Source organism: Tenacibaculum sp. AWR4_210 (genome assembly GCF_056160945.1).
The window spans coordinates 260,499-283,654 of record NZ_JBSWYF010000002.1; the positions used below are offsets into that span (position 1 = coordinate 260,499).

Sequence of the window (23,156 nt, forward strand, 5' to 3'; positions counted from 1 at the left end):
GGACGGCAAAGGACATTTGTCCCAACGGTATATCATGATCAGAACACAACCCGATTTACTAACCTATATCGAAAATTTAACAGGGGAAACGGCAGGCTATTTTCAACGCGAACAGCGCGAAAAAAATGCGGTGTTGATCGATGTTGACAAACGGTATCAGTGGATTTACATACTGAGTACGGGTTTGGCCAAGTGTTACTTGCCCAATGAAAACGGTAAAGAATACATCCAAGAGTTTTTGGGAGCGGGCATGTTTTTTGGGGAGATTGAGTTTTTTAATGGGAAACGGAGTTACTGCGTTATTGAGGCGTTGAGCGAGGTGGTACTGTATAAAATTTCATTTGATCACTTTCGGCGACTACTCGCAAAAGATACCGCCTTTAACGCGTTGATCATGAAAGGCCTAGCCGAAAAGATTTCGTACAAAGCACCGCGAAGTGCTTACCAGGCGAGTTATACGGTTGAAGAAAACCTAACGCGTTTACTGACACAGGCTCCTGAATTGCTAACGCAGGTGGCAAAAACCGACGTCGCAAATTACCTGGGAATTACTCCGAGAAGTTTAAACAGGGCCTTATTACAACGAAAAGAAAAAAACAAAAAGTTATAGCATGAAAACGCTGATAGGCATTTGCTTGATTGCCACGATGAGTTGGACGGGCGTGCAGGCTCAAGAAAAATTCGAGCGCGAATATCGTATCGAAGACACAGCGGTTCCGCCAGCGGCAAGAACCTTACTTACTAATTGGGATTTACCAGTCAAGAGCCTCAAAAAGCTAAAGTGGTTTGCCGAGGAGAGCCAAGAAGGGAAAACCTATGAAGCCAAATTTAAGTTCCGCGGGCAGCGTCACAGTGTGGAGTTTAGTGAATTGGGTGAATTGCAAGATGTAGAGGTACATTACCGATGGAAAAAATTGCCGAAGTCTTTAAAATCCTTGTTGAAAAAGAGGCTGCAGCATACTTTTCGATCGTTCAAGGTAAAAAAAGTACAGTTTCAGTATACTGGGAGTGTGGAAGCGATTAAGAAGGCTGTTTTTACGGGTGATTTAGCCGAGCCTTTGGTATTGAAGTACGAGCTCGTACTCACCGCTGAGAAAAACGGAGACACTGCTAAGTACGAAGTATTGCTGCGCCGAGATGGTAGCCTTGAAAAAGAACTAAAATTTGCTCCGGTAAATTCGGATAATCTAGAGTATTAATGAAGAAAATTTTGATGATGACTTGGGTGTTCGGATTGCTGAGCACTGCGCTATATGCCCAAGATACCACCTTGAGTGGATGGTTGCCAAAGGTGGTACTAACGAAAAAAATCAATTCCCAGTTAAAGTGGGTGCAAAGTGTGGAAGCACGCGAGCAGTGGTATAAAGATGACTGGAAGTTAGCACATAGGTTGGTCGATGTATCGACCTTAGTATCGATAAAATCGGGTTATAATCGCTCGGTTAATGTCGGTTATATTTTACGATTTAAGGCGGGTGAGCGCATACACCGAACGGTGCAACACTACAATATCGTTACTGGGGTGCAGCATTGGAAGCTGGCCCATCGCATAGGTTTTGAACAGTTTTTCCAATCGGGAAAACGTCCGCAATACCGTGCGCGATATCGTTTGGGTGCTCAACGTGCGTTGAGTGGAGAAAAGTTAGACCCAAAAGAGTGGTATGTAAAACTGACCAACGAGTATTTATACCAGTTTAACAAACGTGATTTTGAACTGCGAGTATCGCCGTATGTGGGGTATTTAATCAATCCGAACAACAAGCTGGAGTTCGGGGTAGACTACCGTTATGCCCACCTATTTGAACCTGCACAGGCGCACAGTTTATGGTTTCGAACTACCTGGTACATTACCATCAACTAGTCTAAAAAACAAAACCGGAATTCAGTGCAATACTGAATTCCGGTCGTGCTGTTGTACTAAGCGCAGTACGTTATGCTTTTTCCGATAACTCGCTAAAATAGCGGTAGAAAAACGGAATGGTTTCAATTCCTTTAAGGTAGTTCCACACGCCGAAGTGTTCGTTTGGTGAGTGGATCGCATCGGAGTTCAATCCGAATCCCATTAAAATGGTCTTGCTTTTTAGTTCTTGTTCAAACAAGCTTACAATAGGAATACTTCCTCCACTGCGTTGTGGTATTGGGGTAACACCAAAGGTTTCTTGGTAGGCCTTGCTCGCTGCTTGGTATCCGATGTTGTCGATTGGAGTTACATAACCTTGTCCACCGTGGTGTGGCGTTACTTTTACACGTACGCCAGCTGGTGCGATGCTTTCGAAGTGCTTTTTAAACAATTCGGTAATTTCTTCCCACTCTTGGTTGGGTACCAGTCGCATAGAAATTTTAGCATAGGCCTTACTAGCGATAACGGTTTTGGCACCTTCACCGGTATAGCCTCCCCAGATTCCGTTGACGTCTAAGGTAGGTCGAATTGAGTTGCGCTCGTTGGTACTATAGCCCGCTTCTCCGTACACATCGTCGATGTCTAAGGCATTTTTATAGGCTTCTAATGAAAAGGGCGCTTTGGCCATTTCTGCGCGTTCCTCTTTTGATAATTCTTCTACTTTATCGTAAAAACCAGGGATGGTAATATGTTTGTTTTCATCGTGTAATGACGAAATCATTTTGGTCAATACGTTAATAGGGTTGGCAACGGCACCTCCGTAGAGCCCTGAGTGCAGGTCGCGGTTAGGTCCGGTTACTTCTACTTCCACGTAGCTCAAACCACGCAATCCGGTGGTGATTGATGGAATATCATTCGCAATCATTCCGGTATCGGAGATTAAGATCACGTCATTGGCTAATTTTTCTTTATTTCTAGGTACAAACCACGCCAAGCTTTCCGAGCCTACTTCTTCTTCTCCTTCAATCATAAACTTCACATTACACGGAAGCTGACCGTTTTGGGTCATGTATTCTAGGGCTTTTACGTGCATGTACATTTGTCCTTTATCATCACAGGCACCGCGGGCGAAGATGGCACCTTCTGGGTGGATGTCTGTTTTTTTGATCACGGGATCAAAGGGAGGCGCATCCCAAAGGTCAATAGGATCTGCGGGTTGCACATCGTAGTGCCCGTACACCAACACGGTAGGAAGGGCAGGGTCAATTATTTTTTCTCCGTAAACAATTGGATATCCTGGGGTTTCGCAAATTTCCACCTTATCGCAGCCTGCTTTTTCTAGGCTTGCTTTCACTGCATCGGCAGTATTTAATACATCTTGATTATAGGCAGGGTCGGCACTTACCGAAGGAATTTTTAATAAGTCAATAAGCTCATCGATAAATCGTTGTTTGTGTTGAGCTATATATTCTTGAATTGTTTGCATGGATAAATTAAGTTATTTGAATATGTAAAGTTAACTTATTTTTTACAAATGTTTACGCCCTTGTTAGGCGCGGTGATTTTGGTGTTTTTTGACTGAGGCTAGAGCGATTTTTGTTAGTATACTATCAGTTGAAACGAAGTGAGTATCGGGAGGTTGGAAAATGGAAAAGAATTTTGTTTGCTAAGTAGTTGATTTTAAATAGGTTGAAATTAGGTGGTTTTTAGTTAAAAAACTGATAATATTTTCTTAACCTGATCATGGTGATAAAAGCGGATTTTTGCCCCGCATTAGTTATCTATTTAAAATTTTTAGAAGGGTTTTAAAATAGGATTAAAGTGAGTCCTCCTCGGGAGGACTTTTGCTTTTTTTTATAGTTAAGTACCTGTAATTGAGTATTCAGTAAAAAAGTAGGGAATTAAACCTCAAAAAAGTCCTTGTAAATTGAATATTTGGTGTATATTTGCAGGCACAATTCAAAAACACGCGGGTGTGGTGGAATTGGTAGACACGCTAGACTTAGGATCTAGTGCCGCAAGGCGTGGGGGTTCGACTCCCTTCACCCGTACTTTAAACAAATGCAATTAGCTTTCTTTTAGTTAATTGCATTTTTTCTTTCTTAAGGTTTGCACAAAAGTTGCACATTTTTTCTGAATTTATACTTTACTGTAGGTTAATAATTAATTTTAAAAATAGAAAAAACCATCCTTGTTATAAGATGGTTTTTGTTTCTAATAAGGTCTTTAGTTTAAATAAAAGATCCAAATGAATTTAATGTTATTCTTCTTGCTCCTCTTCAGTGCCTTCATTGATGTCTATAAGAGGTATTATTATGTCATCAATTTTAGTTCCTTGAAATTTCGTAAATAATATTCCTCTAGTAGTTGAAATAGAAGTTTCATTTAATTTTACTTTTAATTCCTCGGTAACTAAAACGTTATTATTGTCATCTAATAAATCTGTTTTTTCAATTTGATAAGTGTTTTTTACTTTTAATTCAGCGATATTTTCACTTTCACTTTCATTTTTTTCTATATAAACGAAAACATCTACTATTATTGATATTTCATTAGTTTCCTTGTCAAATTTACCTTCTAAATTTAAGTTTAAATGCAGTTCTTTTTCTCTTACCGTGCTTTCGGGAAATTCAAATAATGTGAATTTTAATATTTTAATATCTTTTAACCAATATTTCATTGATTTTTATTTAATAAGTTTAACAAATAGCTATGTTATCACAATTAACTTTAGTTGATAATAGATTTGCTTGATAACTTTTTTGAGTTTCTATTTTATTATTAGTTTTTGTATTAAATTCAATTCTAAAACTTGGTTTGACATATCTTATTATGGTTTCTTTTCTAAGCTCTATGTTTAAAATGGTTTCAATTTCGATTATTGTATCGTAAGTGAAATTATGTGTGCCACTTATCCATTTTGTAACTGTGGAGTTTGTGCGTCCCATTAAACTAGCAAACTCAGACTTGGATAAACCTTTTTTAAGGATAGCCTGATTTATTTTGTCGGCTAGAATTATTTTTTCTCTAATCTTGTTTTTTTCAATTTGTGAGGTAGACTCAAGTATTTCTTTCTGTATTTTACTTATATGTTTTTTCCTACGTGCCATATTTGATTTAAAAGTTGTTTCTTAGTTTTTTTAGATTTCGATTTTAAAATCATCATTATCGTGCCAATCAAAGTAAGAGCCTTCTTCATCACTGGCAATCCATATTTCTTTTTCTTTCATCTTTTCTGTTATTTTCTTTACAATTTCTCTTAGTAAATAATTTTCTTTTGTTAGTTTATCGTCTTCTTGAAATGCTCTAATACTTTTATCTTTATATCCTCCGTTTCCTAATATTATTAAATCAGGTCCATACCAAATTAAATAAACTCTAAGCTTACTATTGGGTTTATCATATAAAGCACATATGCCATCACCAGGATTCCCTTCATTCATTTTGAGGAAGCTTTTTTTGATACCGGTGTTGTTAGCCATCTCTATTAGTCTAGTGGTAATATCCTGAACTTCAGCTAAATGATTTCCTTCGTTTTCTTGAACAAATTTATCGAATAATGTTTCTTCCTCCTCGTCTAATAATGAATAAACAGTGGTTTTTTTTCCTGAGTATTCATCTAGCTCTACTAGACTATATATCATTAAATTAATTTTTGCAAAAATAATACCATAATTTCACTTAAGAGTGAAATTTTTTATGAAAATATAAAATTTTGATGTTATAAAAAAATAAATTTCACTTAAAAGAGAATTTTTATATATCGATTCTAGAAAAAAAATCTTTAAGTTTTAAATTTCTGGCTTCACAAATCTTGAACAAAGTTTTTAATGGGATTCTATATCCCTCTTCTTGAAGAATTTTTCTAACAGTCTTCTCATCAATGTTATGGTCTAGTGCAAAGTTTCTATTAGACTTACTTTGTTTTATCCATTCTTTAGCTATGTAATTGCAAACTTTCTTATTTACATCCATACAGCAAATGAATGTATAGTTGTAAAAAATAATGCGGACGAACGACCGCAAAAGAAATATTTCTTCTATATTTGAGCGAATTAAAATAAAATCTTATGAAAAAATATTTAGCATGTATTATAGTTGCTTTTCTAGCGTCTTGTGGAACTAATTCTAAGGAAGAGAGCCTTAAGGACAACACTAAGAATGAAACTTCGGTAGAACGCTTTAATCAAGCTGAGAAGGACAAAGAATTACTTAAAAAGAAAGAAGAAAATAAGAAGTTAGAAAAGCTTCGTTATTACATGAATAACTTGCTTGTAACGGACGAAAATGGGATTAGATACAACTTGTCTGTTAAAGAGAAAACAATCGCTAAAAACGCCTTATATGAGTCTGAAATGATACAGTATGTAAGTGATTACAGCCAGTTTCATATAGTCGTTAAATCGTATAAGATTACTACTTCATTTGAGTTATTTGCTAATGGGGAATTAAAAGATAAAATAAAATTGGATGGTTATCTGTTAGAGTCTAGAAGAAGCGATACGAACGATATTTTTACTCGTTGTAATGATACTTATACTTACTACCCTAAACTTGAAAATGAGGCTACTAGAAAGCGTAAGATTTCAAAATTTACAGGAGCTAATTGTGGATTAGGAACGAAAGTTAATAATGAAGTTAGAAATGCTAGAATAAATGCAGTAAACGCATGTAATATGTTGAAGTAAAATCTTCATGTTTTACCTTAAAAAAGAACTACAAATCCCGGGGATTTTACATACTAATAATAGAATAAAAACCTAAATCCGGGATTTGTAGTTGAAAAATGCCTCAAATTGAGGCATTTTCTTATTGTTTTATTTCCTAAAACTTGACTCTTCGATTTTATGTTGAGGAAATATTTTATAGAAATCTTTGATAACTTCATTGGGGAATGAACTACAAATCCGGGTAAATTTACATACTACTAATAGAAACAAAACCTAAATCCGGGATTTGTATTAAAAAATAATGCCCCACTTAAGGGGCATTTATTTATTTCTATTAAGGTGTTAATCCTAAATCTTCGTATTTTTCAATTCTATATAATAAGTCTTCGTTTTTAATTTCCCAACTTCCGAATATAGAACTCTTTCTACAACTTCTCCATTGTTGTTTATTTATCTTTTCTGATGTCTTCGGCTTGCTGTTTTTTCAAAAGAGTTTCACTTAAAGTTAAAATTTCTATATTTTCAAGCCAAAAGTCTTTGTCATCAGTAACTATTATATAGTTATTCTTTTTTGCAAGTTGATAATAATAGTTATCATTGAAATCTAAGTTAAAGTTTGGTTTAGATAATACGTCTTTGAATTTAACCTTTTGTCCAAATTCATCACTAATTAACTCAGATGTACTCAAATAATTTTTAAAATCATCTACAATTAAAGTATATCCTATCTTATATTCTCTCGATGGACGAAACTGTTCTTTATAAAACGTACTAGGGAGTTCTTTACCTTTTAGACCTTTATCATTTATAAACTTAACCATGTACTGATCCCTAATAGTTCTATTAATAACTTCAGAAATAATAAGAGCAGGCAGAATTATTTTACACTTATTGGTGTTTCTAATCTTTTCAATAAAAGTTACGTAATGCTCATCCTTTGGTTTTCTCTTATTTTTAGGACTAATAACTTTTATCCATATATTAGCATCAACCAAATATTTTTTATTAGGTAAAGGAGAGGATTTTTTTAAATCCTTTATGTTATATGACATATTACAATGTCATTATAGTATTGTCAACCATCTGGTCATATTCATCACCTAATAGAGCATTTTCTATAACATTATCGACTTTAGCCTCTATCAAGAAGTCATCTTCTGGATATAGAAAATTTAATTTCTCTCTTAGTTGTGAATATTCATTTACAAATTTACCGATTGATTCGTTTAAGAATGATGTTGAAACTTGTTCTATCTCTTTAAAAGAAATAACTAACCCACTTGAAGAGTCCATACTTCGAGTCAAAACCCCGAAAAGTAATCTTCCATCACTTGAATCAACAGCGTACTGTGAACCTATTATTTTACTTATGTTTAACGACATAACGCCTGTAAGTTATTAATTTTTTTTCTTTAATACAATTTTTGGGATGCAAATTAATTCAAATTTTCTGAGAATAACAAATTTATAGTTGAACCAACAAAAGGTGATTCAAAATTTCTATAATCAAAAATAGTGTCTTTTAATTCACTGCTCCAAAACGTATTACCTGTAATTATTTGAATTTCACTATTAGTTGTTTCACAGTGTTCTTTTAACCGTGAAAGCCCTAAACCACCAGGACAACCTACTCGTGTTGTATTTCGGGGTGTTAGTGCCCAATTAATAGCGTCATAATCATTTTTTACCTTTGGTTCTTTCTTATTAATTGCAGGGAAAAAACCAATACCCAAATCAACTATAGTAAATTTAATTTTTTTGTCTTTAGGGTAATATTGCCCGCATACAAAACAAGGATGACAGGTTTTTGAATGAAGTTCATAGTTGTTATAGACTTCGATCAATTCGTTTAATATTCCATTCTTTGTCTTATTATCAAAGTTGGGCATACCTCTATGATTGAGTAAATCATTTTTTACATAATGTAAAAATTCTTTTGAACTACCCGATTCAAAAAAACTAAGGAGGACAGTTGATTTTCTTTCGTCTTTTATTCTCTTATTATCTTTTAAGAAAAAACCATTTCTTAAAAGAACGTCAAATTTATTTTCTAAATGTTTTTCATCTGTTGAAAAACTTAATTGGTTTTCATCTGATAGTTTATATAAAATGGCGGAAAATAATGATGCTAAATTAGCATCTATCCATTCTAGGCTATATAAGTCCACAAATAGAGTTCTATTTTTATATTTTGAAGCTTCTTTATAAAATTCAAATAACCTTTTTATACCACTATAATCTGTATATATGCTACCTTTTAATTTAATAACTTGCTTTATGCTCATAAATTAAGTTGACAGTTTTTAGGGTATGCAAACATATTGTTATTTTATTGGAAAAAGCTACGGGTTTCCGTAATGCACCTTTTTTAATCATATAATTGTTAGTTAGACTACAAATCCCGGGGATTTTACATACTATTAATAGAGTAAAAACCCAAATCCGGGATTTGTAGTTGAAAATTAACCTAAAATTGACATTCTTAAGAAGAATGATTAAGTGGTTTTATACAATTCTTTAAATTGTTTAGCATAATCGTAAGATGTTTTACCGATATAACCGAGAAATGTTTTCTCACTACTATGACCTGTTACACTCATAATTAAATAATTAGGTAACTTTCCGAAGTTGTTCGTACAGAAGCTTCTTCTACATGTGTGAGTTGAAATTAATTTCCACTTTTCATACTTTCCGAATTCTCTACGTTTAGAGTCTTTATTAAATAGGAATCCTTCTGTTAGTTCATTTATTTTTGCTAGTCTGCAAATCTCTTTAATTGCTAGATTAAATTTCTGTTGACTAATCTTATAAGGAAATCCAGTTGAGATAATTTCTTTTACTTCATCAAGTACTGGAATTGTAACTAATTTACCTGTTTTCTGTTGCTTTAATTCAATAACTTCTAGGTCATTTCTAGTGTGAAAATTATCTAAAGTTATGTTGAGTAAATCACCTGCTCTTTGACCTGTATAACAGCCTAATAGAAGCCATTTACGGGCGTTTTTAAGACGTTTTAAGAGCAGTTCTATGTCTTTTATATTTGCCAATTCTTGTGGCTTTAAAACGACTATATACTCGTTCTTTGTCTTATATCCTGTAACTTTTGAAAGTTGAGGATTTGTCTTTAAACCATGAAAAGAAGCATCGTTACAAATTGTTTTAATTGCACTCAACATTCTGCCTGCATATCCTGAAGCATAATTCTTAATTTTAATCATCCAACTTGTGAATCTATTACTAAAATCAAGGTTAACATCTATAATTTTAATAATGTTCTTTCCTTGAAATTCAGTAATGAACTTTTTTAATATCTTAAAATCATCAATTCTAGACTTAGATAATCCAAATGTTCCTTTAGAATTCTTAATTGTATGGGCTTTCTTGATGTAATGAGCAATGTAACCGACTAATGTAGTAGGTAATTTTGCATTCTCTCCTTCATTTCTTCCAAAGAATACATCAATACACTCTTGCAACCAAGGTTTATTTATCGTTTTGGCGATATAATCTTGATTAAACTTGTTGAAAATGAATTCTTCTAGTTGAATAAGCTTTGTTTTAACTTCTGAGGATTCCTTAGTAGAAGTTTTAGGATATTTAAGTTGTTTGTTCTTTGAATCAAACCAGTAACTTCTCTTAGAGTTAAATCCTGTACTGATAAAGATGTCAATCTTTAAATTATTCTCTTTATGAGAAAATCTTAAAGTTAATGGAGCGTAGTCTTTACTTGACCTGAAAATAAATTTAATGGTAGCCATTTTTGCACAAAAGTTGCACACTAAAGCGTAAAAACAGTTAAAATGTGGTGACTTAAAGAATTTGTGTAATTAAGTGTTGCACAACCTTAAGCTCAATAAACACGCGGGTGTGGTGGAATTGGTAGACACGCTAGACTTAGGATCTAGTGCCGCAAGGCGTGGGGGTTCGACTCCCTTCACCCGTACTGAAAGACAAAGCCGAGATTTTAAATTTCGGTTTTTTTTATTGGGTACAACATAGGTACAACAATTTATATTTGATTTCAAAGGAAACTTTATTTCGTTTGAATTTAAAAGTTTTTTAATTGTTTATTCAAATAAATTAGTTTGATTAGGGTCAATGAATTCAGAAGGTTTATCATTTTTATTCCTGATTTTTAGCCGTTTTTCTGTTAACCCATTTCCAACATATTCTGATTCAATTCCAAAAACATATTCACAGAAACATTCTGTTTCTTCAATATTTGCTCCTAAATGAATCATCTGACCACATCCTTGACACTTAACGTAAGGTTCTCCACAATAAGAACAACTGCCTAGGTCAATTAATGTTACTATTCCATTTTCAATTATTGGTAATGGATTATCCCATTTTATAATTCCTCTTGAAATCTCATCGTCTTTGTCACATAAAGAACAAATATCAAATGAAAACTCATAATCTTCTAAATCGTTAAATTTAACTACATCTAATTGGATATCTTTATGATGATTTTTAGCTCTTTTTTCAGCACTTTTTGTATAACCAACATTAGTAATCATTATTCCAATATGCGCTCCAACGTCTTCTGAAAACCCAATGAAAGATTCGACAGTTTTGATGTCGATTTTTTTACTGAATTTTTTGCAATCAATTACAATTAATAATTCGCGACCTATTGATTTTGACTTAACTAAAATGTCTATTTGTCGACTGCGTTCCGAATAGCGACCGATAATTCGCTGGTTTTTTTTAATGTCAGAATTCGGGAATAATTCATTCAATTTTTCAAATATCTGTATTTCATACTTTTCCCAGTTTTTCATTCAATTTCGAGAGTTTCTTAAATTAGCAGGTTGGCTAAGTTGTGTTTTAATGTTGTTTAGGTTTTGTTAACTGCTTTATTTTTATTCATCCCACCATTCACTTTGAACTTTTGGAATTAAGCTATGTGCTTTAAGGCAAATGTAAATAGGTTCAATCGATAAAACCGACATATATCCTAGCTCTACATCACGATTATCTTTTACAAGAGATTCTACTATGATACCCAAAGCACAATCTCCAATTAAACATAACCCACCACTAAACCCACCTCTAGGCATTGCAGAAATTATAAAGTGAGGATGTGGTGCATTATACTTATCTATTACAGCATTAATTTCTGCAGATGCTGCAAACAATACTGGTTTTTGAGAGAATGGAATTGGTGGATATCCCATAACCAGTGTTTTAAAAAGAACAAATCGTGAATCATTTATCCAGTCATCCAAGTGACCTCCTAGTTGAACCACTTTTATGTCTGTTTCATTAGATACAATAATAGCCAAATCTACTTTTTCATCAGGATGAAAGTAAGGTCCAGATTTTATTGATAGTTCCTTTGCGTTAATACTTCGAAAACTTCCTTCTTGTCCATTGATTGTAACATTTCCATTTTCATCAGGTTCATAATAACTTTCTGTTGTTGCAAAGGATAAAATTTTACAGTTTTCCACTACGTGTCTTGCTGTTACAAAAACTCCTTCTCCTATATGAAAAGCTGAACCAATTGAAATATCCTTATTTGAAAGCTCAACTTCAATATAAGCCATGGCTCCTCTGAATTCATTAAAGTAATCTTTGCTTGTTAATTCGGTTTTCATAATTATAGCTAACGGTACTGTTTATGAGTAGTGGTAGATCAAGATACTTTAATTAAATGAAATAGCGGTTTGATTTGGTACTCAAATCGCTATTACTTATACAAGTTGTTAATTGCTACCTTTATTTCAATCCAATTAATTTCTTCAAAAAATCCTTATTGTACGATTTTGGGTTAACCCCCTTGATAAATAATGATGAATAAAAGGATATTTTTGGCAATATATCTTCTAGGTTTATTAATTCAACATTAATGATATTACCTTTTTTTTCGTCAAAATGCCTTGCACTTATCATACTAACTGAATGATTTTCGGGATAAAATTTTAACAAATGCTCTTTTAGAAATAGAATTTCGTTGTCAACGTACGGTGCTGAAATATTTGTTTTTCTGGTACCTGTTGAACAGAAGTTGAATATTAATGTGTCAAATTCTGGATTTATAGTTTGTTCAAACATCAAAAGTCTGTTTGCATCTACTGTTAAAACTCCATTTTCTAACGGGTCGTGTTCAAACTCGGTAAAAATTCCTGTCCAGCTTGAGATACCTTCAATATAAATTATTTCTGAATCAAATGATTTAGATTTTTTCAGTCTTTCCCACCAAGAGACACCAATTAAAGGATGTCCCGCGGTAGTCACACTAATAATTTTATTTTTTTTTGATTCAGAAATAATTTTTTTCACAATTCTATTGTAATTGTTATCGTCAATATCTCCGTCAACATACAAGTCAACTATATCTTCATAATTTTTATGACCGTTTATAGCCTCAATTACACTTTCACTATCGCCATTAATCAAAAGTAATTTATCAGATTCTTTAATCACTCTAACGGCTTCCAGGGTTAAATGGTCTTTAGGGTTTTGTCCTGTCCCAATAATGTATATTATATTCTTACTCATCACATAATAGGTTTTAAAATTAAAGATGTTAAGCCTAAATTGTGTAATTTTTTTGAACTTGGGTAGCCAGGAAACTGCATATAATTAACTTTATATAATTCAAACTTGCACAAACTAATTAAATCCTGAATCTCATCGGAGTTAAAACTTAGTATATCGAAATGACCTGTTATTTTTGAAGGGTATATTTGGCTGTTTTGAATTTCGACCAAATAGTGAGTTATTAGTTGTTCTGAGTCATTTAGGTTTACTGAATGCCACATTTTCATTTTTCCTCTGCCACCTGTACTTAATCTCTTCCAATCAGATTGATATTCAGAATTTACTACTTCCTCTTGAAAAAAATTGTTTTTTAAAGGCATTCCAAGGAAGTAAAATCCATCATCTTTGATTATTTGGCGTACACTATTTAAATGACTTTTAATTTCCTCTAGATTTTTTAAATGTCCAATTGTACTTTCAGGATTGATTATTAAATCAAATTTCTTGTTAGTATAATCCTTTGTATAAAGCATATTTCCTTGCTTTATGTCTCCATTACGATTTTGCAATTTATCTGTTGACCATTTAACCATATTAGGATTGATGTCAATCCCTAAATAATATTCAGATGGTATTGAATATATCCAAGTGCCTGAACCACAAGCAGGATCCATTAAGTTTTCAATTCCATCAGGAAATAATTCTGAAATATTATTGAAAACCCAATCTTTCTGATGTGGTTCAGGGTAAAATAAATCAAAGTAGAGCTCAGGAAAATCGTAAATATTACTTTTTCTTGTTTTGCTCATCAATTTCTTTATTTGCCATATCAATCAATCTTTCAACAGCTTCTTTCAATTCAGAATCTGGCTCATTTTCTAATAGTTTGATTAATTTTTTTAGAGCTTCAGGAGATACTCCTGCAAGACATCTAGGAACTACGTGCATCATAATTTTATACTTTTTAATTGATTAATAAGAGAAGCCTACTGTTAGCAGTGTGACATTCTCTCCTTTTTTTATTGGCTTTCTACCATGAATTAAGCTCCCTGCAAGAAATATAATAATTTCACCAAACCCTAATTTGGTATCAAAAAAAGAACCTTTATCAAACATGGTTAAAGATGAATTGCTTTTTGAAGAAGGGTTAATATTTACTAGCATATTAATTCCATATTCTTCACGATCAACGTGTAATGAATTGTAATCTCCTTCTGCTTCATAAAAAATATAGTTACTATAGCTTTTTTTAGAGGGTGATACCCCAATATCTTCTAAAATCGATTTTATAGGTTCATGAAGATGAGATGTATTACCGATTGGACCTGTATTAGATGAACAGTGATTGTCTTGGTGATTCTTTATTGAATTGGATGCCTCACGGAATAATTTATTCAAATATTCTTTGTTCTCCTTAAGAATACTCCCTTTAAATAATATTTTAACGTCCTTATCATTATGCAGATATAGACTAATAGCTTTGATTATATTGTAGGATGTTGTGTTTCTGTTAGGAGGATTACAAGAAGGTGCCAGTAATTTTAGCGAGTTGTTTAGGGAAGCCTTGAATACTTTTCTTTGATCCATAGACAAATTTAAATCAACATTCTTCATAAAAAGAACTAATTCATCTGTGCACTGAATTTGTTGTTTCTCTAAATACTGATTGTCTCCAATCATGCTTCTCATTAAAATAGAGATAGGTATCTCTAGTTCATTAATTTTATTTCGTGCTTTTTCAAAAATAAGTTGTTCATAAACTTGTATGAACAGTTCATCCCAATTGTTATTAATATCTGATTTCATATTTTTGAAAAATGATCTATATTATTTAAAATGAAGAGACAATAGGTTTCCTAATTAATTTTTACTAAGATAAAAAAAATGGGTGATAAACGGAGGTGATTTATTTTAAAAGTCTAAATTTTGAATTGGTAAATAAATTTCAAAATCTTTTAATTTCCCATGACTGAATAAGTCTCTTAATTTAAAGAAGAGAAATGAAGTACATCCTTTAGTGTTAGGTTACGTTCAAATATGAGCCGTATTTAAAGAAGTTAAATTTCTTTAAATTATTGTTTTAGTATTTCAGCTTAAAATTACTTACTCAAGACATTTGCTATGTCATTTGACGTGATTACTCTTTTGATTATACATAAATCTAATCTTGTACAAACTTAGCAGAACCAAAAATTGATTCAATAATCCATTTGTGTGAATTTAAGAACTCCTTTGATAGTCTAATTCAATGTTGATTTTTCACCTTGTTTTTATTTTTTATAGGTATAACATTAATTGTTTTTCATCAGTTTTTTTAGTTCAGAAATAGTATAAGCTGGTTTTTTCTTATGGAGCATTGCATGACAATTTGGGCAAACAGGGATTAGGTCTATTTTAGGGTTTACAGAATATTCCTTACCAATAATTGAAATATCAAGTAAATGGTGAACATGTATAAAGTTTCGACCTAATTCACCAAATTTTTCTTCAAAATTGAAATTACAAACTTGGCAATTAAGGCCAAAATGTTCAATGCATTCTTGTCTTGCTAATTGATTTCTTTCATAACTATTAACAGTAACTTGTTTTGTTTTTCCCTCAAAATATTTTCTGTCAGTTTCCACTTCATTTGGAAATATTGTTTCTCCAAAATCATTTCTGACTAATTCATAATACTTATCGTAGATTTCTCTTCCTTTTTTTACAGAAGCTCCTGAGACTTCTTCATAATATTCAATGTGTTGATAAAAAGCTCTTAGGGCTGTTTTTAATCCATTGACACCTTTTTCATTTAGAATTTGTTCGAGATAATAATTAATTCCAAAGGAGTTCATCGTTCTTGTAAAGAGTTTTCCTTGTACTAGGTTTGAATACGCATAAATGTAATCAAGACTAGAACTTTTTTTCATTCCTAGGTTTTTCAATATTTCTGTCCCCTCACTTAATGACATTTTATTTAGATAAATTTCTTTTCCTATTTCATAGGCTTTATGAATTTGCTTATTAGTAATTTTTCCCATAAAAAAATATTTACATTTTTTATATATGTTCAGTTTTTCTTCGTTTTTACCAAATCACTTCGCAAGCTAAGTAATTCCATATTAATATTCTTACTTTTAGGTGCTCAATAGTAGGGGTTACAGAATATCTATAAATTCCATGTTGAACTGTAATCCAATTGTCAATAGGAACACCATCTTTTGTAAGATATATGTTTTGCATAGCTCTACTTCCTACTTCAGGAGCTTTTTCTAAAGTTGTTACTGAAAAAAAAAGGTTTAACTCTTCATTTGTTAATGATTCGAGTGGAGCATAACCAATTTGAATAGGTTTATTATATATTGTTTCACTGTTTTCAAACTTAGCATGTCCATAAGCTAATTTTAATATTACATTTTCTATTCTTTCAGGTTCAATCTTAAAGTAAGGTTGCTCAGGATCGTTAACAAAGGCGTTATCTAATCTAGTTTTTAGTTTAGATTTTCGTTTTAATATTTTAATTATATTTTTTCTATATAATTTGTTTAAGTCAGTAGTACCTGAAATTAGACATTCAATTAAACAAGCGAAATATTCTTCATCCAATGAAAAACCATTATTACATTCTAGACAACTAGGTACTACAGGAATATTTTCAGGAACTGGCTATATAAGTTAGATGAAACTAAATGAAGTTTGAATGAAATTATTTTATTGCTAAATCCATTTTATTGTTTTAGGTTTATTTTGGATATTAAAAAATAATTATGAGTGAAGATTTATATGACAAACCAGAATTACAACCGGAAGATATTCGAAAAGAGGTTATGAAAAGATTAGAGTTATTTACTGAAAAATCTTTTTTGGAACAATATTCTTTATTTATGGGGAAAGCTCAAATCTTAGAATTTGGCTTAAAAAAACTCTTGTCCGAGAAATATGGTTACAATTTTGAGGATTTAGAAAAATGGACATTGGGAAGAGTTTCAAGGGAGTTAAAAAAAAATGGGTTGAGACAAGATTTTATACATCTTTTAGAAGAAGTAGTTAGTCAAAGAAATTATATAGCACATGATTTTCTAGTTGATGAAAGTTTACGGGGAACATTATTAGCGGATATAGGAACTGATACTGTTTATACAAAGGGTCGAAGAGAGTTTGAAAAAAGTATGTATGAGTTAGAACAAATTATCTTATTGTTTGATTGGACTAATCATAATAATGCTTGGTAAGAGTAATTAAATATTAAAAAATAAAAATATAATGGGAGCATATTGTGAACTCTATTTAGGGAAACAACCAATATCGACAACTAAGAATGAGATAGATCCATTTTTATTATCTCTTTTTTTACCTGAAGAAATAAAATCATTTAAGAGAAAGGTGAAGGATCGCTTTCAATTATTATATGGTAGAGAAGTTGAAAGTGAAGAAGAAGAACAAGCAGTCCAATTTATTAATATTGCTAAGAACATTAAAGATAGATTGGATGTGATAGGATTTACATTAAAAAAAGCGAAAGAAAGTTTTGAGGTTTCTAAAGAAGAAAAAATAGAAAGTTTAGAATCCTATATCCAAGATGAGACATATAAACATGGTAAAGAAAGATGGATTCAGGAAGTAGAACTTTTAAAAGAATCTACCTTTGAGAATTTTTTGTCTGCTTCAAAGGAAATTATTGATAATGGATATGGTTTTGAGGTTTCTAAAGAAGATTTAAAAACATCAAATTCTATTGTTCATTACCTTTTACAAGGACGATATGGTTTTGAAAATTTCCCATACGAATATGACGAGAGAATTTTATTAAGAGCGTTGTTAGAAAATTGCGATTCGAACACTCAAATTACTTATGATATAACAGAATTAATAGAAGGAGGTTACTATGATGAAGACAATATAGATGATATTTATGAAGAGGTTATTGAAAGATTTACTTTTGATTATAAAATAGGAGAGAAATTTTTAATTCTTACAGAAGGAACGTCTGATATTTTTATTTTGCAAAGTGCATTAAAGATACTATATCCACATTTAGAAGAATACTATTCATTTATGGATTTTGGTATTTCTAATGCTTCAGGTAGTGCCAGTTCCTTAGTGGCTAGTATAAAATCGTTTGTTGGAGCTGGTGTTAATAACAAGATTATAGCTTTATTTGATAATGATACAGCGGCAGAATCAGCAATAAGAGGGCTTTCAAGAACTGTCATTCCAAAGAACATTAAAATAAAACAGTACCCGTATTTAAAATCACTTGATGATTATCCTACAATAGGCCCTTCTGGTATTGTCAATATGAATATTAATGGGTATGCAGGTAGTATTGAAGTATATTTAGGTGAAGATATTTTATTAAAGGAGGGAGAATTAATACCTATACAATGGAAAGGCTATGACACTTCTTTGAAAAAATACCAGGGAGAGGTTATTAATAAGAAAGAAATTCAAAAGAAGTTTCAAGATAAAGCTGAAAAATGTATGAAAGATTCAACTTTGATTGATAAATATGATTGGTCTGGTTTAGATGAGATTTTAAAAATGATCTTTAATATGTTTAATGAGTAATAAAAAGATAAATTTTGTATAAATAAAAGACTAGTATATACATGAAAGTTTATACTAGTCTTTTTAGTTTTTCGTTGGTACTGGTTGTGTAAGTTGGACGAATCGAATGAAACTGGTGGTTCATGAAATACTATTCAATACTTTTTTTTTGGTACTATTGAATTTCATAGATTTGTTCATCCTATCTAAAACTAGTAAATGAATAATTTTTTTAAATATATTGGTGAGTTTATAAGGGAATACCCAATAGTTACATTAAATAGAAAAGATGAAGCTGTTATCCAAGATCATTCAATGAATTGCCTAAAACTAGATAATCTAAACCATTTAAGAGATAGATTTGACGGTCAGGCTTTTTTAGATAAAAATTTGACAAATATAGGGGCGCTGTTAGCATGTCAGAAGTACTTAAATTTACCTTTAGAAGATATATCTAAATTAAATTTAAAAGATTATAGACCTGTTTTAAATTTTGATAATAAAGAATTCGATATTATAGTATTTGATTTTGGAAATTTACCTGTTATTAACGAGGGTAATATTAAAAAACCAACAATTTTTGTACTAAAAAAGGATACATATAATTTTAGTCTTTGTGGTTGGACTTCAGCCAGAAAAGTGAAAGAGAACTTAATAAAATCGACAGTATTTTCAAATAATAATACAAATAAGAGTTTTACTGGATTTAAAGAATTAAATCATATGAATGATTTAAAAAAATAACTATTACAAATGGAATTTACTTTAGGAGAATTATTTTCAGGACCAGGAGGATTGGCATTAGGAGCAATGAGGTCTGAACAAATTAATGAAGAAGGAGTTGTATTTAAAGTTAATCACGGGTGGGCAAACGATATAGATGAGAATAGTTGTAATACTTACATCAGAAATATAGAGCATGCTGATAATTTGAATGTGATTTGCGAAGATGTACAAGAATTAGATATAGAAAGCTTATCAGAGATTGATGCTTTTGCGTATGGTTTTCCATGTAATGATTTTAGTCTTGTTGGAGAACAGCTTGGATTTAAGGGGAAATATGGTCCTCTTTATACATATGGAATTAAAGTTATAAATAGATTCAATCCTCATTTTTTTGTAGCTGAAAATGTTGGAGGTATTACTTCAGCTAATGAAGGAAAAGCATTTAAAAAGATTTTAGGAGATCTAGAAAATTCTGGTGATTATGGTTACAATTTAACTATTAATCTATATAAGAGTGAGAAATATGGAATTCCACAAACAAGGCATAGGATAATTATTGTAGGGATAAGAAAAGACCATGAAATGGTTTTTAAAGTTCCAGCACCTATTACACCCAATGTTGAAGAATATGTTACTGCAAGTGATGCTTTAGAGAATCCACCTATTAGTAAAGATGCTTTAAATAATGAAAGAACAAGACAAAGTGCTTTAGTTGTTGAAAGACTATCTCATATTGGACCAGGAGAAAATGCTTGGAAAGAGGATTTGCCAGAACATTTAAAACTTAATGTTAAAGGAGCTAAGCTTAGCCAGATTTATAGAAAATTACATCCTGATAAACCTTCATATACTATAACAGGAAGTGGAGGAGGGGGTACTCATGGATATCATTATGCTGAAAATAGAGCATTAACAAATAGAGAAAGAGCAAGGATACAGACTTTTCCTGACAACTATCACTTCATGGGATCAAAAGAGAGTGTAAGAAAACAGATTGGAATGGCTGTTCCTCCTAAACTTTCTGAAGTAGTTTTTAATGCTATATTGAAAACCTTTGGAGGAATAGAATACCAATCAGTTAAACCAAGTTATGAATATGATAACCGATAATTTATATGAAGAGGTTTTAATTAACCCTATTCAAAAAGAACATTCGAATCAATTATATATTGTAAGTGGTTATGCATCCGCTACTTTTTTAAGACGTCATCTAGATGAACTGTCTCGAAAAAAAATTGATTTTAAGATTAATCTTATTGTTGGAATGCCTTCTAAAAGAAGTGATCATGGGGCATTCTTACAGCTTCATCAAGACTATGCTAATTCTTTAGAGGCATATTATTATCGTGGTAATGTTCCTGTTCATAGTAAAGTATATTCTTGGTATATAGATAATGAGCCTTTTTTAGGGTTTGCGGGTTCTGCGAATTATAGTCAGTATGGTTTTTTCTCTAATAAACAAGTTAATCAAGTTAGTGGAGAAGATCCTACTTCCATAAAGGGGTTTTATGATTTTTTACTTGAAAATTCTCAATCAGTTAATGATTACGAGGTGGTAACTCCTATAGAGAATTTAATTCCCTCTGTAGAAGGAAGTGTGGAAGCAGGAGGGATAAAATGGATTGAACAAGATAAATCGGTTCGTATTAGTTTTCTTGAAGTAAAAGGTTCTTTACCTACTAGATCAGGGTTAAATTGGGGGCAAAGAAAGTCTAAGAATACTAACCCTAAAACAGGTAAGATAACTTATTCACAAAGAAACCCAGATCAGGCTTATTTAAGTATAAAAAAAGATGCTACCAAAGAAGGGTTTTTACCAGAGAAAGGATTTACATTTACAATGTTAACTGATGATGGTACCGTAATGGATTGTGTTGTAGCGCAAGGTGGTAGAAAATCAATTCAAACCACTAATGATAATAGTGAGCTTGGAAGATATATAAGAAAGAGGTTGGGAGTTGAAAGTGGATCGTTTTTAACGGTTGAAAACCTAGAGGCTTATGGAAGAACTGACTTTACCCTAATAAAAATTGATGACGAAACATTCATGTTTGATTTTTCAGTGTAAGTATTAAACATTATAATTATATAAAATAAGACTGATAATCATTTTGATTATCAGTTTTTTTTGTGATAAATTCTGGAGAATAATTTAATATTTGATATCAAAATCAAAAAACTCCTTTGGATGAACCTCTAAAGCACTACTTAAGGCTATGACGGTAGTAAGTGTTGCGTTGGTTCTACCATTCTCTAATCGAGAAATACTAGACTTTTCCATATAACAAAGTGATGCCAAATCTATCTGAGATAAACCTTTAGATTTTCTTATTCTTTTTAAGGACTCTCCAAATAGTTTTTGGTACTTGATATTATTTTCTTTGGATATGCTAAATCGTTGTCCCATCTTTTTCGAGGTATTTTTTCAGCAAAACTCCCTTTTAATGCAATGTAAACTGAAGTTAATCTTTGTTGTCCGTCTAAAATTGCTGTAATTCCTTCTTCTCCATTAACGTCAGCTTTTGTGTTGTGTCGTCCATCTCTTTCGTGAAATTCTCGTAGAAACTCGTAAAATTTATAATCATTCACACTTTCTTTGTCCACTTGCCAAAACAAAAAGGAACTTATTGGATAATTTCGCATTATGCTGTCAAACAGTCTTTCAATTTGGTAGGTGTTCCAAACAAATTCTCTTTGTATTGCAGGAAGTAAGTATTTTTTCTTGTGGATGCTATTTACAACATCCGATATTCTTAGAGCTGTTTCGTATGACATTATCTAATTCTGTTGGTTTTGTTAAAATGTGAGCTAACTTGTTTACCCCCTCATCCACCTATTCAAGTGCACAATCCATACAAAAATGTGCTTTGTTACTTTTATTGATACGTCATAAATGTGTGATACTTGGAAGTTTTAGTATTACGGGAATCCATAATGCAAGTAAAATTTTTTGAGAAATTTTATGGAAATATTCGGTGAACAGAGATTCAATCATGATGGCTGGTGGTATAGCTGAATACCCCGAACTAATGAACCTACAGCTGTGTGAGTTGGCGAAAAATATACTATATTTCCCATCAGCTATGGAAACAAGAGTTGCCGAGCGTAAAATCGTATCACAAACTAAAAAAGTATACACAATGAGTAAGCGTACGCTGTATTTAATTATCGGAATTGGAATTGCCTCTATCTTATCGGGAATGTATGGAGCCATTCGAACAGGCGAAGCTATGGAATCGCTAAGTGGGATCGTTATTGGCGTAGCACTCATCGGAGCGGTCCTCATCGAAAAACGCAATCAGGATAAAGCTTCTTAATGGCAAAATCGCAAAGCAGGCGCCTATCCATACCAAGGAGCGGTTTTACTCGTACCATAGGTACCTTCTTGCAGCAGTTTCTGGTAGTATCGAACGGAGTGAGGGGACACTTGGTTGTAAGAACAGGTTTTACTAGGAATGGTAATTTGAATACGTTTACTAGCCCAATACTAACAGGCTGGTGTTTCTCATTACAGGTTTTGTAAGGCATTGATGGAAATCACCTTGCAAACGGCTATGGAGTTACTGCCCTCTTTAAACCAGCCGGTGGTGCCGATTTCTATGTGTGATTGGTGGTATGCGCGAAACTCGTCATTGATAATCCACATACGGGCCGTTCCAGCCATTGGTACAGTTCCTGATTTTAGGATGTTTCCCTCTTGATCTTCAAACTCAGGCCAAATCATAAATGCCCAATTTTTCTTGTGATTATGATCGTGATGCTCATACCAAAAATTACATCGAATGCCTTGAGGTGGAGTGGTTTTCTTACCTATTCGTGAAAGCTCGTAAAATTCGTAGGCAACCCGGAAGTCGCACGTACGGTGCAGTATGGTTTCGTAGGGGGTATGTGTCTTTTCCATGGTA

Annotated in this window: 30 protein-coding genes and 2 tRNA genes; 12 read left to right on the plus strand and 20 right to left on the minus strand. The window is 32.2% G+C overall.

Going from position 1 to position 23,156, the window contains the following annotated elements; all coding sequences use genetic code 11:
* Window positions 1-34 precede the first annotated feature (34 nt).
* From ACXAG7_RS04450 to ACXAG7_RS04460, 3 genes are read left to right on the plus strand one after another with little or no spacing between them, the layout of a single operon-like run.
* Window positions 35-610: a Crp/Fnr family transcriptional regulator gene (locus ACXAG7_RS04450; RefSeq protein ID WP_476666092.1), complete on the plus strand. Its 576-nt coding sequence runs from the start codon at window positions 35-37 to the stop codon at window positions 608-610.
* A gap of 1 nt (window position 611) precedes the next feature.
* Window positions 612-1,199, plus strand: coding sequence for a hypothetical protein (locus tag ACXAG7_RS04455; protein ID WP_476666093.1), 588 nt, complete (start codon window positions 612-614; stop codon window positions 1,197-1,199).
* Entirely contained in the window at window positions 1,199-1,861 is a 663-nt protein-coding gene (locus tag ACXAG7_RS04460; protein ID WP_408041982.1) for a DUF2490 domain-containing protein, read from the plus strand. Before ACXAG7_RS04455 ends, ACXAG7_RS04460 begins: the two co-directional genes overlap by 1 nt.
* A gap of 70 nt (window positions 1,862-1,931) precedes the next feature.
* Here ACXAG7_RS04460 and ACXAG7_RS04465 read toward each other — a convergent pair whose 3' ends face one another.
* Window positions 1,932-3,326, minus strand: a complete 1,395-nt coding sequence (locus ACXAG7_RS04465; RefSeq protein WP_476666094.1) for a dipeptidase — start codon at window positions 3,324-3,326, stop codon at window positions 1,932-1,934.
* 483 nt (window positions 3,327-3,809) lie between these two features.
* On the opposite strand from ACXAG7_RS04465, the gene ACXAG7_RS04470 reads away from it, so the two are divergent.
* Window positions 3,810-3,891 (plus strand) — tRNA-Leu (locus ACXAG7_RS04470).
* A gap of 209 nt (window positions 3,892-4,100) precedes the next feature.
* Here the strand turns inward: ACXAG7_RS04470 and ACXAG7_RS04475 are convergent.
* The 4 genes from ACXAG7_RS04475 to ACXAG7_RS04490 all read right to left on the minus strand — a co-directional run bounded on the left by ACXAG7_RS04475 (window position 4,101) and on the right by ACXAG7_RS04490 (window position 5,815).
* Window positions 4,101-4,520 (minus strand): hypothetical protein, encoded by a 420-nt coding sequence (locus tag ACXAG7_RS04475; protein WP_476666095.1) that lies wholly within the window; start codon window positions 4,518-4,520, stop codon window positions 4,101-4,103.
* A gap of 19 nt (window positions 4,521-4,539) precedes the next feature.
* The gene (locus ACXAG7_RS04480; RefSeq protein WP_476666096.1) at window positions 4,540-4,950 is read right to left on the minus strand and encodes a helix-turn-helix domain-containing protein; all 411 of its coding nucleotides are present in this window, start codon (window positions 4,948-4,950) and stop codon (window positions 4,540-4,542) included.
* Between the two features lie 30 nt (window positions 4,951-4,980).
* On the minus strand, window positions 4,981-5,484 hold the full coding sequence (locus ACXAG7_RS04485) for a hypothetical protein (protein ID WP_476666097.1): 504 nt from the start codon (window positions 5,482-5,484) through the stop codon (window positions 4,981-4,983).
* A gap of 112 nt (window positions 5,485-5,596) precedes the next feature.
* Window positions 5,597-5,815, minus strand: coding sequence for a helix-turn-helix domain-containing protein (locus ACXAG7_RS04490; RefSeq protein ID WP_476666098.1), 219 nt, complete (start codon window positions 5,813-5,815; stop codon window positions 5,597-5,599).
* A 95-nt stretch (window positions 5,816-5,910) separates the two neighbouring features.
* Here ACXAG7_RS04490 and ACXAG7_RS04495 point away from each other — a divergent pair, with 95 nt between their 5' ends.
* Window positions 5,911-6,528 (plus strand): hypothetical protein, encoded by a 618-nt coding sequence (locus ACXAG7_RS04495; protein WP_476666099.1) that lies wholly within the window; start codon window positions 5,911-5,913, stop codon window positions 6,526-6,528.
* 428 nt (window positions 6,529-6,956) lie between these two features.
* Here ACXAG7_RS04495 and ACXAG7_RS04500 read toward each other — a convergent pair whose 3' ends face one another.
* The 4 genes from ACXAG7_RS04500 to ACXAG7_RS04515 form a co-directional block, all read right to left on the minus strand.
* Window positions 6,957-7,562: a PIN domain-containing protein gene (locus ACXAG7_RS04500; RefSeq protein WP_476666100.1), complete on the minus strand. Its 606-nt coding sequence runs from the start codon at window positions 7,560-7,562 to the stop codon at window positions 6,957-6,959.
* 1 nt (window position 7,563) lies between these two features.
* Complete coding sequence (locus ACXAG7_RS04505) at window positions 7,564-7,893, minus strand: STAS-like domain-containing protein (RefSeq protein WP_476666101.1); 330 nt, start codon at window positions 7,891-7,893, stop codon at window positions 7,564-7,566.
* A 53-nt stretch (window positions 7,894-7,946) separates the two neighbouring features.
* The gene (locus ACXAG7_RS04510; protein WP_476666102.1) at window positions 7,947-8,795 is read right to left on the minus strand and encodes a hypothetical protein; all 849 of its coding nucleotides are present in this window, start codon (window positions 8,793-8,795) and stop codon (window positions 7,947-7,949) included.
* Window positions 8,796-9,005: 210 nt separating this feature from the next.
* Window positions 9,006-10,268 carry a hypothetical protein gene (locus ACXAG7_RS04515; RefSeq protein ID WP_476666103.1) on the minus strand — a complete coding sequence of 421 codons (1,263 nt, stop codon included), beginning with the start codon at window positions 10,266-10,268 and terminating at the stop codon, window positions 9,006-9,008.
* A 103-nt stretch (window positions 10,269-10,371) separates the two neighbouring features.
* On the opposite strand from ACXAG7_RS04515, the gene ACXAG7_RS04520 reads away from it, so the two are divergent.
* A tRNA-Leu gene (locus ACXAG7_RS04520) sits at window positions 10,372-10,453 on the plus strand.
* Window positions 10,454-10,577: 124 nt separating this feature from the next.
* On the opposite strand, the gene ACXAG7_RS04525 is transcribed toward ACXAG7_RS04520, so the two are convergent.
* The 8 genes from ACXAG7_RS04525 to ACXAG7_RS04560 form a co-directional block, all read right to left on the minus strand.
* A complete protein-coding gene (locus ACXAG7_RS04525; RefSeq protein WP_476666104.1) occupies window positions 10,578-11,294 on the minus strand; it encodes a restriction endonuclease in 717 nt (238 codons plus the stop codon).
* 81 nt (window positions 11,295-11,375) lie between these two features.
* Window positions 11,376-12,113, minus strand: a complete 738-nt coding sequence (locus ACXAG7_RS04530; RefSeq protein ID WP_476666105.1) for a serine protease family protein — start codon at window positions 12,111-12,113, stop codon at window positions 11,376-11,378.
* A 121-nt stretch (window positions 12,114-12,234) separates the two neighbouring features.
* Window positions 12,235-13,017, minus strand: coding sequence for an SAM-dependent methyltransferase (locus ACXAG7_RS04535; protein ID WP_476666106.1), 783 nt, complete (start codon window positions 13,015-13,017; stop codon window positions 12,235-12,237).
* Window positions 13,017-13,808, minus strand: coding sequence for a methyltransferase domain-containing protein (locus ACXAG7_RS04540; RefSeq protein WP_476666107.1), 792 nt, complete (start codon window positions 13,806-13,808; stop codon window positions 13,017-13,019). Before ACXAG7_RS04540 ends, ACXAG7_RS04535 begins: the two co-directional genes overlap by 1 nt.
* Window positions 13,786-13,950 carry a hypothetical protein gene (locus tag ACXAG7_RS04545; RefSeq protein WP_476666108.1) on the minus strand — a complete coding sequence of 55 codons (165 nt, stop codon included), beginning with the start codon at window positions 13,948-13,950 and terminating at the stop codon, window positions 13,786-13,788. Before ACXAG7_RS04545 ends, ACXAG7_RS04540 begins: the two co-directional genes overlap by 23 nt.
* 21 nt (window positions 13,951-13,971) lie before the next feature.
* On the minus strand, window positions 13,972-14,805 hold the full coding sequence (locus ACXAG7_RS04550) for a hypothetical protein (RefSeq protein ID WP_476666109.1): 834 nt from the start codon (window positions 14,803-14,805) through the stop codon (window positions 13,972-13,974).
* A 485-nt stretch (window positions 14,806-15,290) separates the two neighbouring features.
* A complete protein-coding gene (locus ACXAG7_RS04555; RefSeq protein WP_476666110.1) occupies window positions 15,291-16,019 on the minus strand; it encodes an HNH endonuclease in 729 nt (242 codons plus the stop codon).
* Window positions 16,020-16,065: 46 nt separating this feature from the next.
* Complete coding sequence (locus tag ACXAG7_RS04560) at window positions 16,066-16,584, minus strand: hypothetical protein (RefSeq protein ID WP_476666111.1); 519 nt, start codon at window positions 16,582-16,584, stop codon at window positions 16,066-16,068.
* A 161-nt stretch (window positions 16,585-16,745) separates the two neighbouring features.
* On the opposite strand from ACXAG7_RS04560, the gene ACXAG7_RS04565 reads away from it, so the two are divergent.
* The 5 genes from ACXAG7_RS04565 to ACXAG7_RS04585 all read left to right on the plus strand — a co-directional run bounded on the left by ACXAG7_RS04565 (window position 16,746) and on the right by ACXAG7_RS04585 (window position 21,319).
* Entirely contained in the window at window positions 16,746-17,210 is a 465-nt protein-coding gene (locus tag ACXAG7_RS04565) for a hypothetical protein (RefSeq protein WP_476666112.1), read from the plus strand.
* Window positions 17,211-17,241: 31 nt separating this feature from the next.
* Window positions 17,242-18,546, plus strand: coding sequence for a HEPN/Toprim-associated domain-containing protein (locus ACXAG7_RS04570; RefSeq protein ID WP_476666113.1), 1,305 nt, complete (start codon window positions 17,242-17,244; stop codon window positions 18,544-18,546).
* A 198-nt stretch (window positions 18,547-18,744) separates the two neighbouring features.
* The gene (locus tag ACXAG7_RS04575; protein WP_476666114.1) at window positions 18,745-19,269 is read left to right on the plus strand and encodes a hypothetical protein; all 525 of its coding nucleotides are present in this window, start codon (window positions 18,745-18,747) and stop codon (window positions 19,267-19,269) included.
* A 9-nt stretch (window positions 19,270-19,278) separates the two neighbouring features.
* Window positions 19,279-20,361, plus strand: coding sequence for a DNA cytosine methyltransferase (locus ACXAG7_RS04580; protein ID WP_476666115.1), 1,083 nt, complete (start codon window positions 19,279-19,281; stop codon window positions 20,359-20,361).
* Window positions 20,342-21,319, plus strand: coding sequence for a restriction endonuclease PLD domain-containing protein (locus ACXAG7_RS04585; RefSeq protein ID WP_476666116.1), 978 nt, complete (start codon window positions 20,342-20,344; stop codon window positions 21,317-21,319). Before ACXAG7_RS04580 ends, ACXAG7_RS04585 begins: the two co-directional genes overlap by 20 nt.
* Before the next feature lie 84 nt (window positions 21,320-21,403).
* Here the strand turns inward: ACXAG7_RS04585 and ACXAG7_RS04590 are convergent, their stop codons facing one another.
* Entirely contained in the window at window positions 21,404-21,658 is a 255-nt protein-coding gene (locus ACXAG7_RS04590) for a helix-turn-helix domain-containing protein (RefSeq protein ID WP_476666117.1), read from the minus strand.
* A complete protein-coding gene (locus tag ACXAG7_RS04595; protein ID WP_476666118.1) occupies window positions 21,589-22,026 on the minus strand; it encodes a DUF262 domain-containing protein in 438 nt (145 codons plus the stop codon). Before ACXAG7_RS04595 ends, ACXAG7_RS04590 begins: the two co-directional genes overlap by 70 nt.
* Before the next feature lie 200 nt (window positions 22,027-22,226).
* Between ACXAG7_RS04595 and ACXAG7_RS04600 the strand changes: the two genes are divergently transcribed.
* A complete protein-coding gene (locus ACXAG7_RS04600) occupies window positions 22,227-22,568 on the plus strand; it encodes a hypothetical protein (protein ID WP_476666119.1) in 342 nt (113 codons plus the stop codon).
* A gap of 191 nt (window positions 22,569-22,759) precedes the next feature.
* Here ACXAG7_RS04600 and ACXAG7_RS04605 read toward each other — a convergent pair whose 3' ends face one another.
* Window positions 22,760-23,152, minus strand: coding sequence for a hypothetical protein (locus ACXAG7_RS04605; protein WP_476666120.1), 393 nt, complete (start codon window positions 23,150-23,152; stop codon window positions 22,760-22,762).
* Window positions 23,153-23,156 lie beyond the last annotated feature (4 nt).

Excerpts from the sequence above, each read along its gene's own strand:
- ACXAG7_RS04515 (WP_476666103.1), bottom strand. The coding sequence starts at position 10,268 with ATGGCTACCATTAAATTTATTTTCAGGTCAAGTAAAGACTACGCTCCA.
- ACXAG7_RS04565 (WP_476666112.1), top strand. The coding sequence starts at position 16,746 with ATGAGTGAAGATTTATATGACAAACCAGAATTACAACCGGAAGATATT.
- ACXAG7_RS04495 (WP_476666099.1), top strand. The coding sequence starts at position 5,911 with ATGAAAAAATATTTAGCATGTATTATAGTTGCTTTTCTAGCGTCTTGT.
- ACXAG7_RS04545 (WP_476666108.1), bottom strand. The coding sequence starts at position 13,950 with ATGATGCACGTAGTTCCTAGATGTCTTGCAGGAGTATCTCCTGAAGCT.
- ACXAG7_RS04535 (WP_476666106.1), bottom strand. The coding sequence starts at position 13,017 with ATGAGTAAGAATATAATATACATTATTGGGACAGGACAAAACCCTAAA.
- ACXAG7_RS04490 (WP_476666098.1), bottom strand. The coding sequence starts at position 5,815 with ATGGATGTAAATAAGAAAGTTTGCAATTACATAGCTAAAGAATGGATA.
- ACXAG7_RS04465 (WP_476666094.1), bottom strand. The coding sequence starts at position 3,326 with ATGCAAACAATTCAAGAATATATAGCTCAACACAAACAACGATTTATC.
- ACXAG7_RS04450 (WP_476666092.1), top strand. The coding sequence starts at position 35 with ATGATCAGAACACAACCCGATTTACTAACCTATATCGAAAATTTAACA.
- ACXAG7_RS04500 (WP_476666100.1), bottom strand. The coding sequence starts at position 7,562 with ATGTCATATAACATAAAGGATTTAAAAAAATCCTCTCCTTTACCTAAT.
- ACXAG7_RS04580 (WP_476666115.1), top strand. The coding sequence starts at position 19,279 with ATGGAATTTACTTTAGGAGAATTATTTTCAGGACCAGGAGGATTGGCA.
- ACXAG7_RS04550 (WP_476666109.1), bottom strand. The coding sequence starts at position 14,805 with ATGAAATCAGATATTAATAACAATTGGGATGAACTGTTCATACAAGTT.
- ACXAG7_RS04480 (WP_476666096.1), bottom strand. The coding sequence starts at position 4,950 with ATGGCACGTAGGAAAAAACATATAAGTAAAATACAGAAAGAAATACTT.
- ACXAG7_RS04510 (WP_476666102.1), bottom strand. The coding sequence starts at position 8,795 with ATGAGCATAAAGCAAGTTATTAAATTAAAAGGTAGCATATATACAGAT.
- ACXAG7_RS04555 (WP_476666110.1), bottom strand. The coding sequence starts at position 16,019 with ATGGGAAAAATTACTAATAAGCAAATTCATAAAGCCTATGAAATAGGA.
- ACXAG7_RS04570 (WP_476666113.1), top strand. The coding sequence starts at position 17,242 with ATGGGAGCATATTGTGAACTCTATTTAGGGAAACAACCAATATCGACA.
- ACXAG7_RS04505 (WP_476666101.1), bottom strand. The coding sequence starts at position 7,893 with ATGTCGTTAAACATAAGTAAAATAATAGGTTCACAGTACGCTGTTGAT.
- ACXAG7_RS04525 (WP_476666104.1), bottom strand. The coding sequence starts at position 11,294 with ATGAAAAACTGGGAAAAGTATGAAATACAGATATTTGAAAAATTGAAT.
- ACXAG7_RS04485 (WP_476666097.1), bottom strand. The coding sequence starts at position 5,484 with ATGATATATAGTCTAGTAGAGCTAGATGAATACTCAGGAAAAAAAACC.
- ACXAG7_RS04475 (WP_476666095.1), bottom strand. The coding sequence starts at position 4,520 with ATGAAATATTGGTTAAAAGATATTAAAATATTAAAATTCACATTATTT.
- ACXAG7_RS04460 (WP_408041982.1), top strand. The coding sequence starts at position 1,199 with ATGAAGAAAATTTTGATGATGACTTGGGTGTTCGGATTGCTGAGCACT.
- ACXAG7_RS04605 (WP_476666120.1), bottom strand. The coding sequence starts at position 23,152 with ATGGAAAAGACACATACCCCCTACGAAACCATACTGCACCGTACGTGC.
- ACXAG7_RS04590 (WP_476666117.1), bottom strand. The coding sequence starts at position 21,658 with ATGGGACAACGATTTAGCATATCCAAAGAAAATAATATCAAGTACCAA.
- ACXAG7_RS04530 (WP_476666105.1), bottom strand. The coding sequence starts at position 12,113 with ATGAAAACCGAATTAACAAGCAAAGATTACTTTAATGAATTCAGAGGA.
- ACXAG7_RS04575 (WP_476666114.1), top strand. The coding sequence starts at position 18,745 with ATGAATAATTTTTTTAAATATATTGGTGAGTTTATAAGGGAATACCCA.
- ACXAG7_RS04455 (WP_476666093.1), top strand. The coding sequence starts at position 612 with ATGAAAACGCTGATAGGCATTTGCTTGATTGCCACGATGAGTTGGACG.
- ACXAG7_RS04585 (WP_476666116.1), top strand. The coding sequence starts at position 20,342 with ATGAATATGATAACCGATAATTTATATGAAGAGGTTTTAATTAACCCT.
- ACXAG7_RS04595 (WP_476666118.1), bottom strand. The coding sequence starts at position 22,026 with ATGTCATACGAAACAGCTCTAAGAATATCGGATGTTGTAAATAGCATC.
- ACXAG7_RS04540 (WP_476666107.1), bottom strand. The coding sequence starts at position 13,808 with ATGAGCAAAACAAGAAAAAGTAATATTTACGATTTTCCTGAGCTCTAC.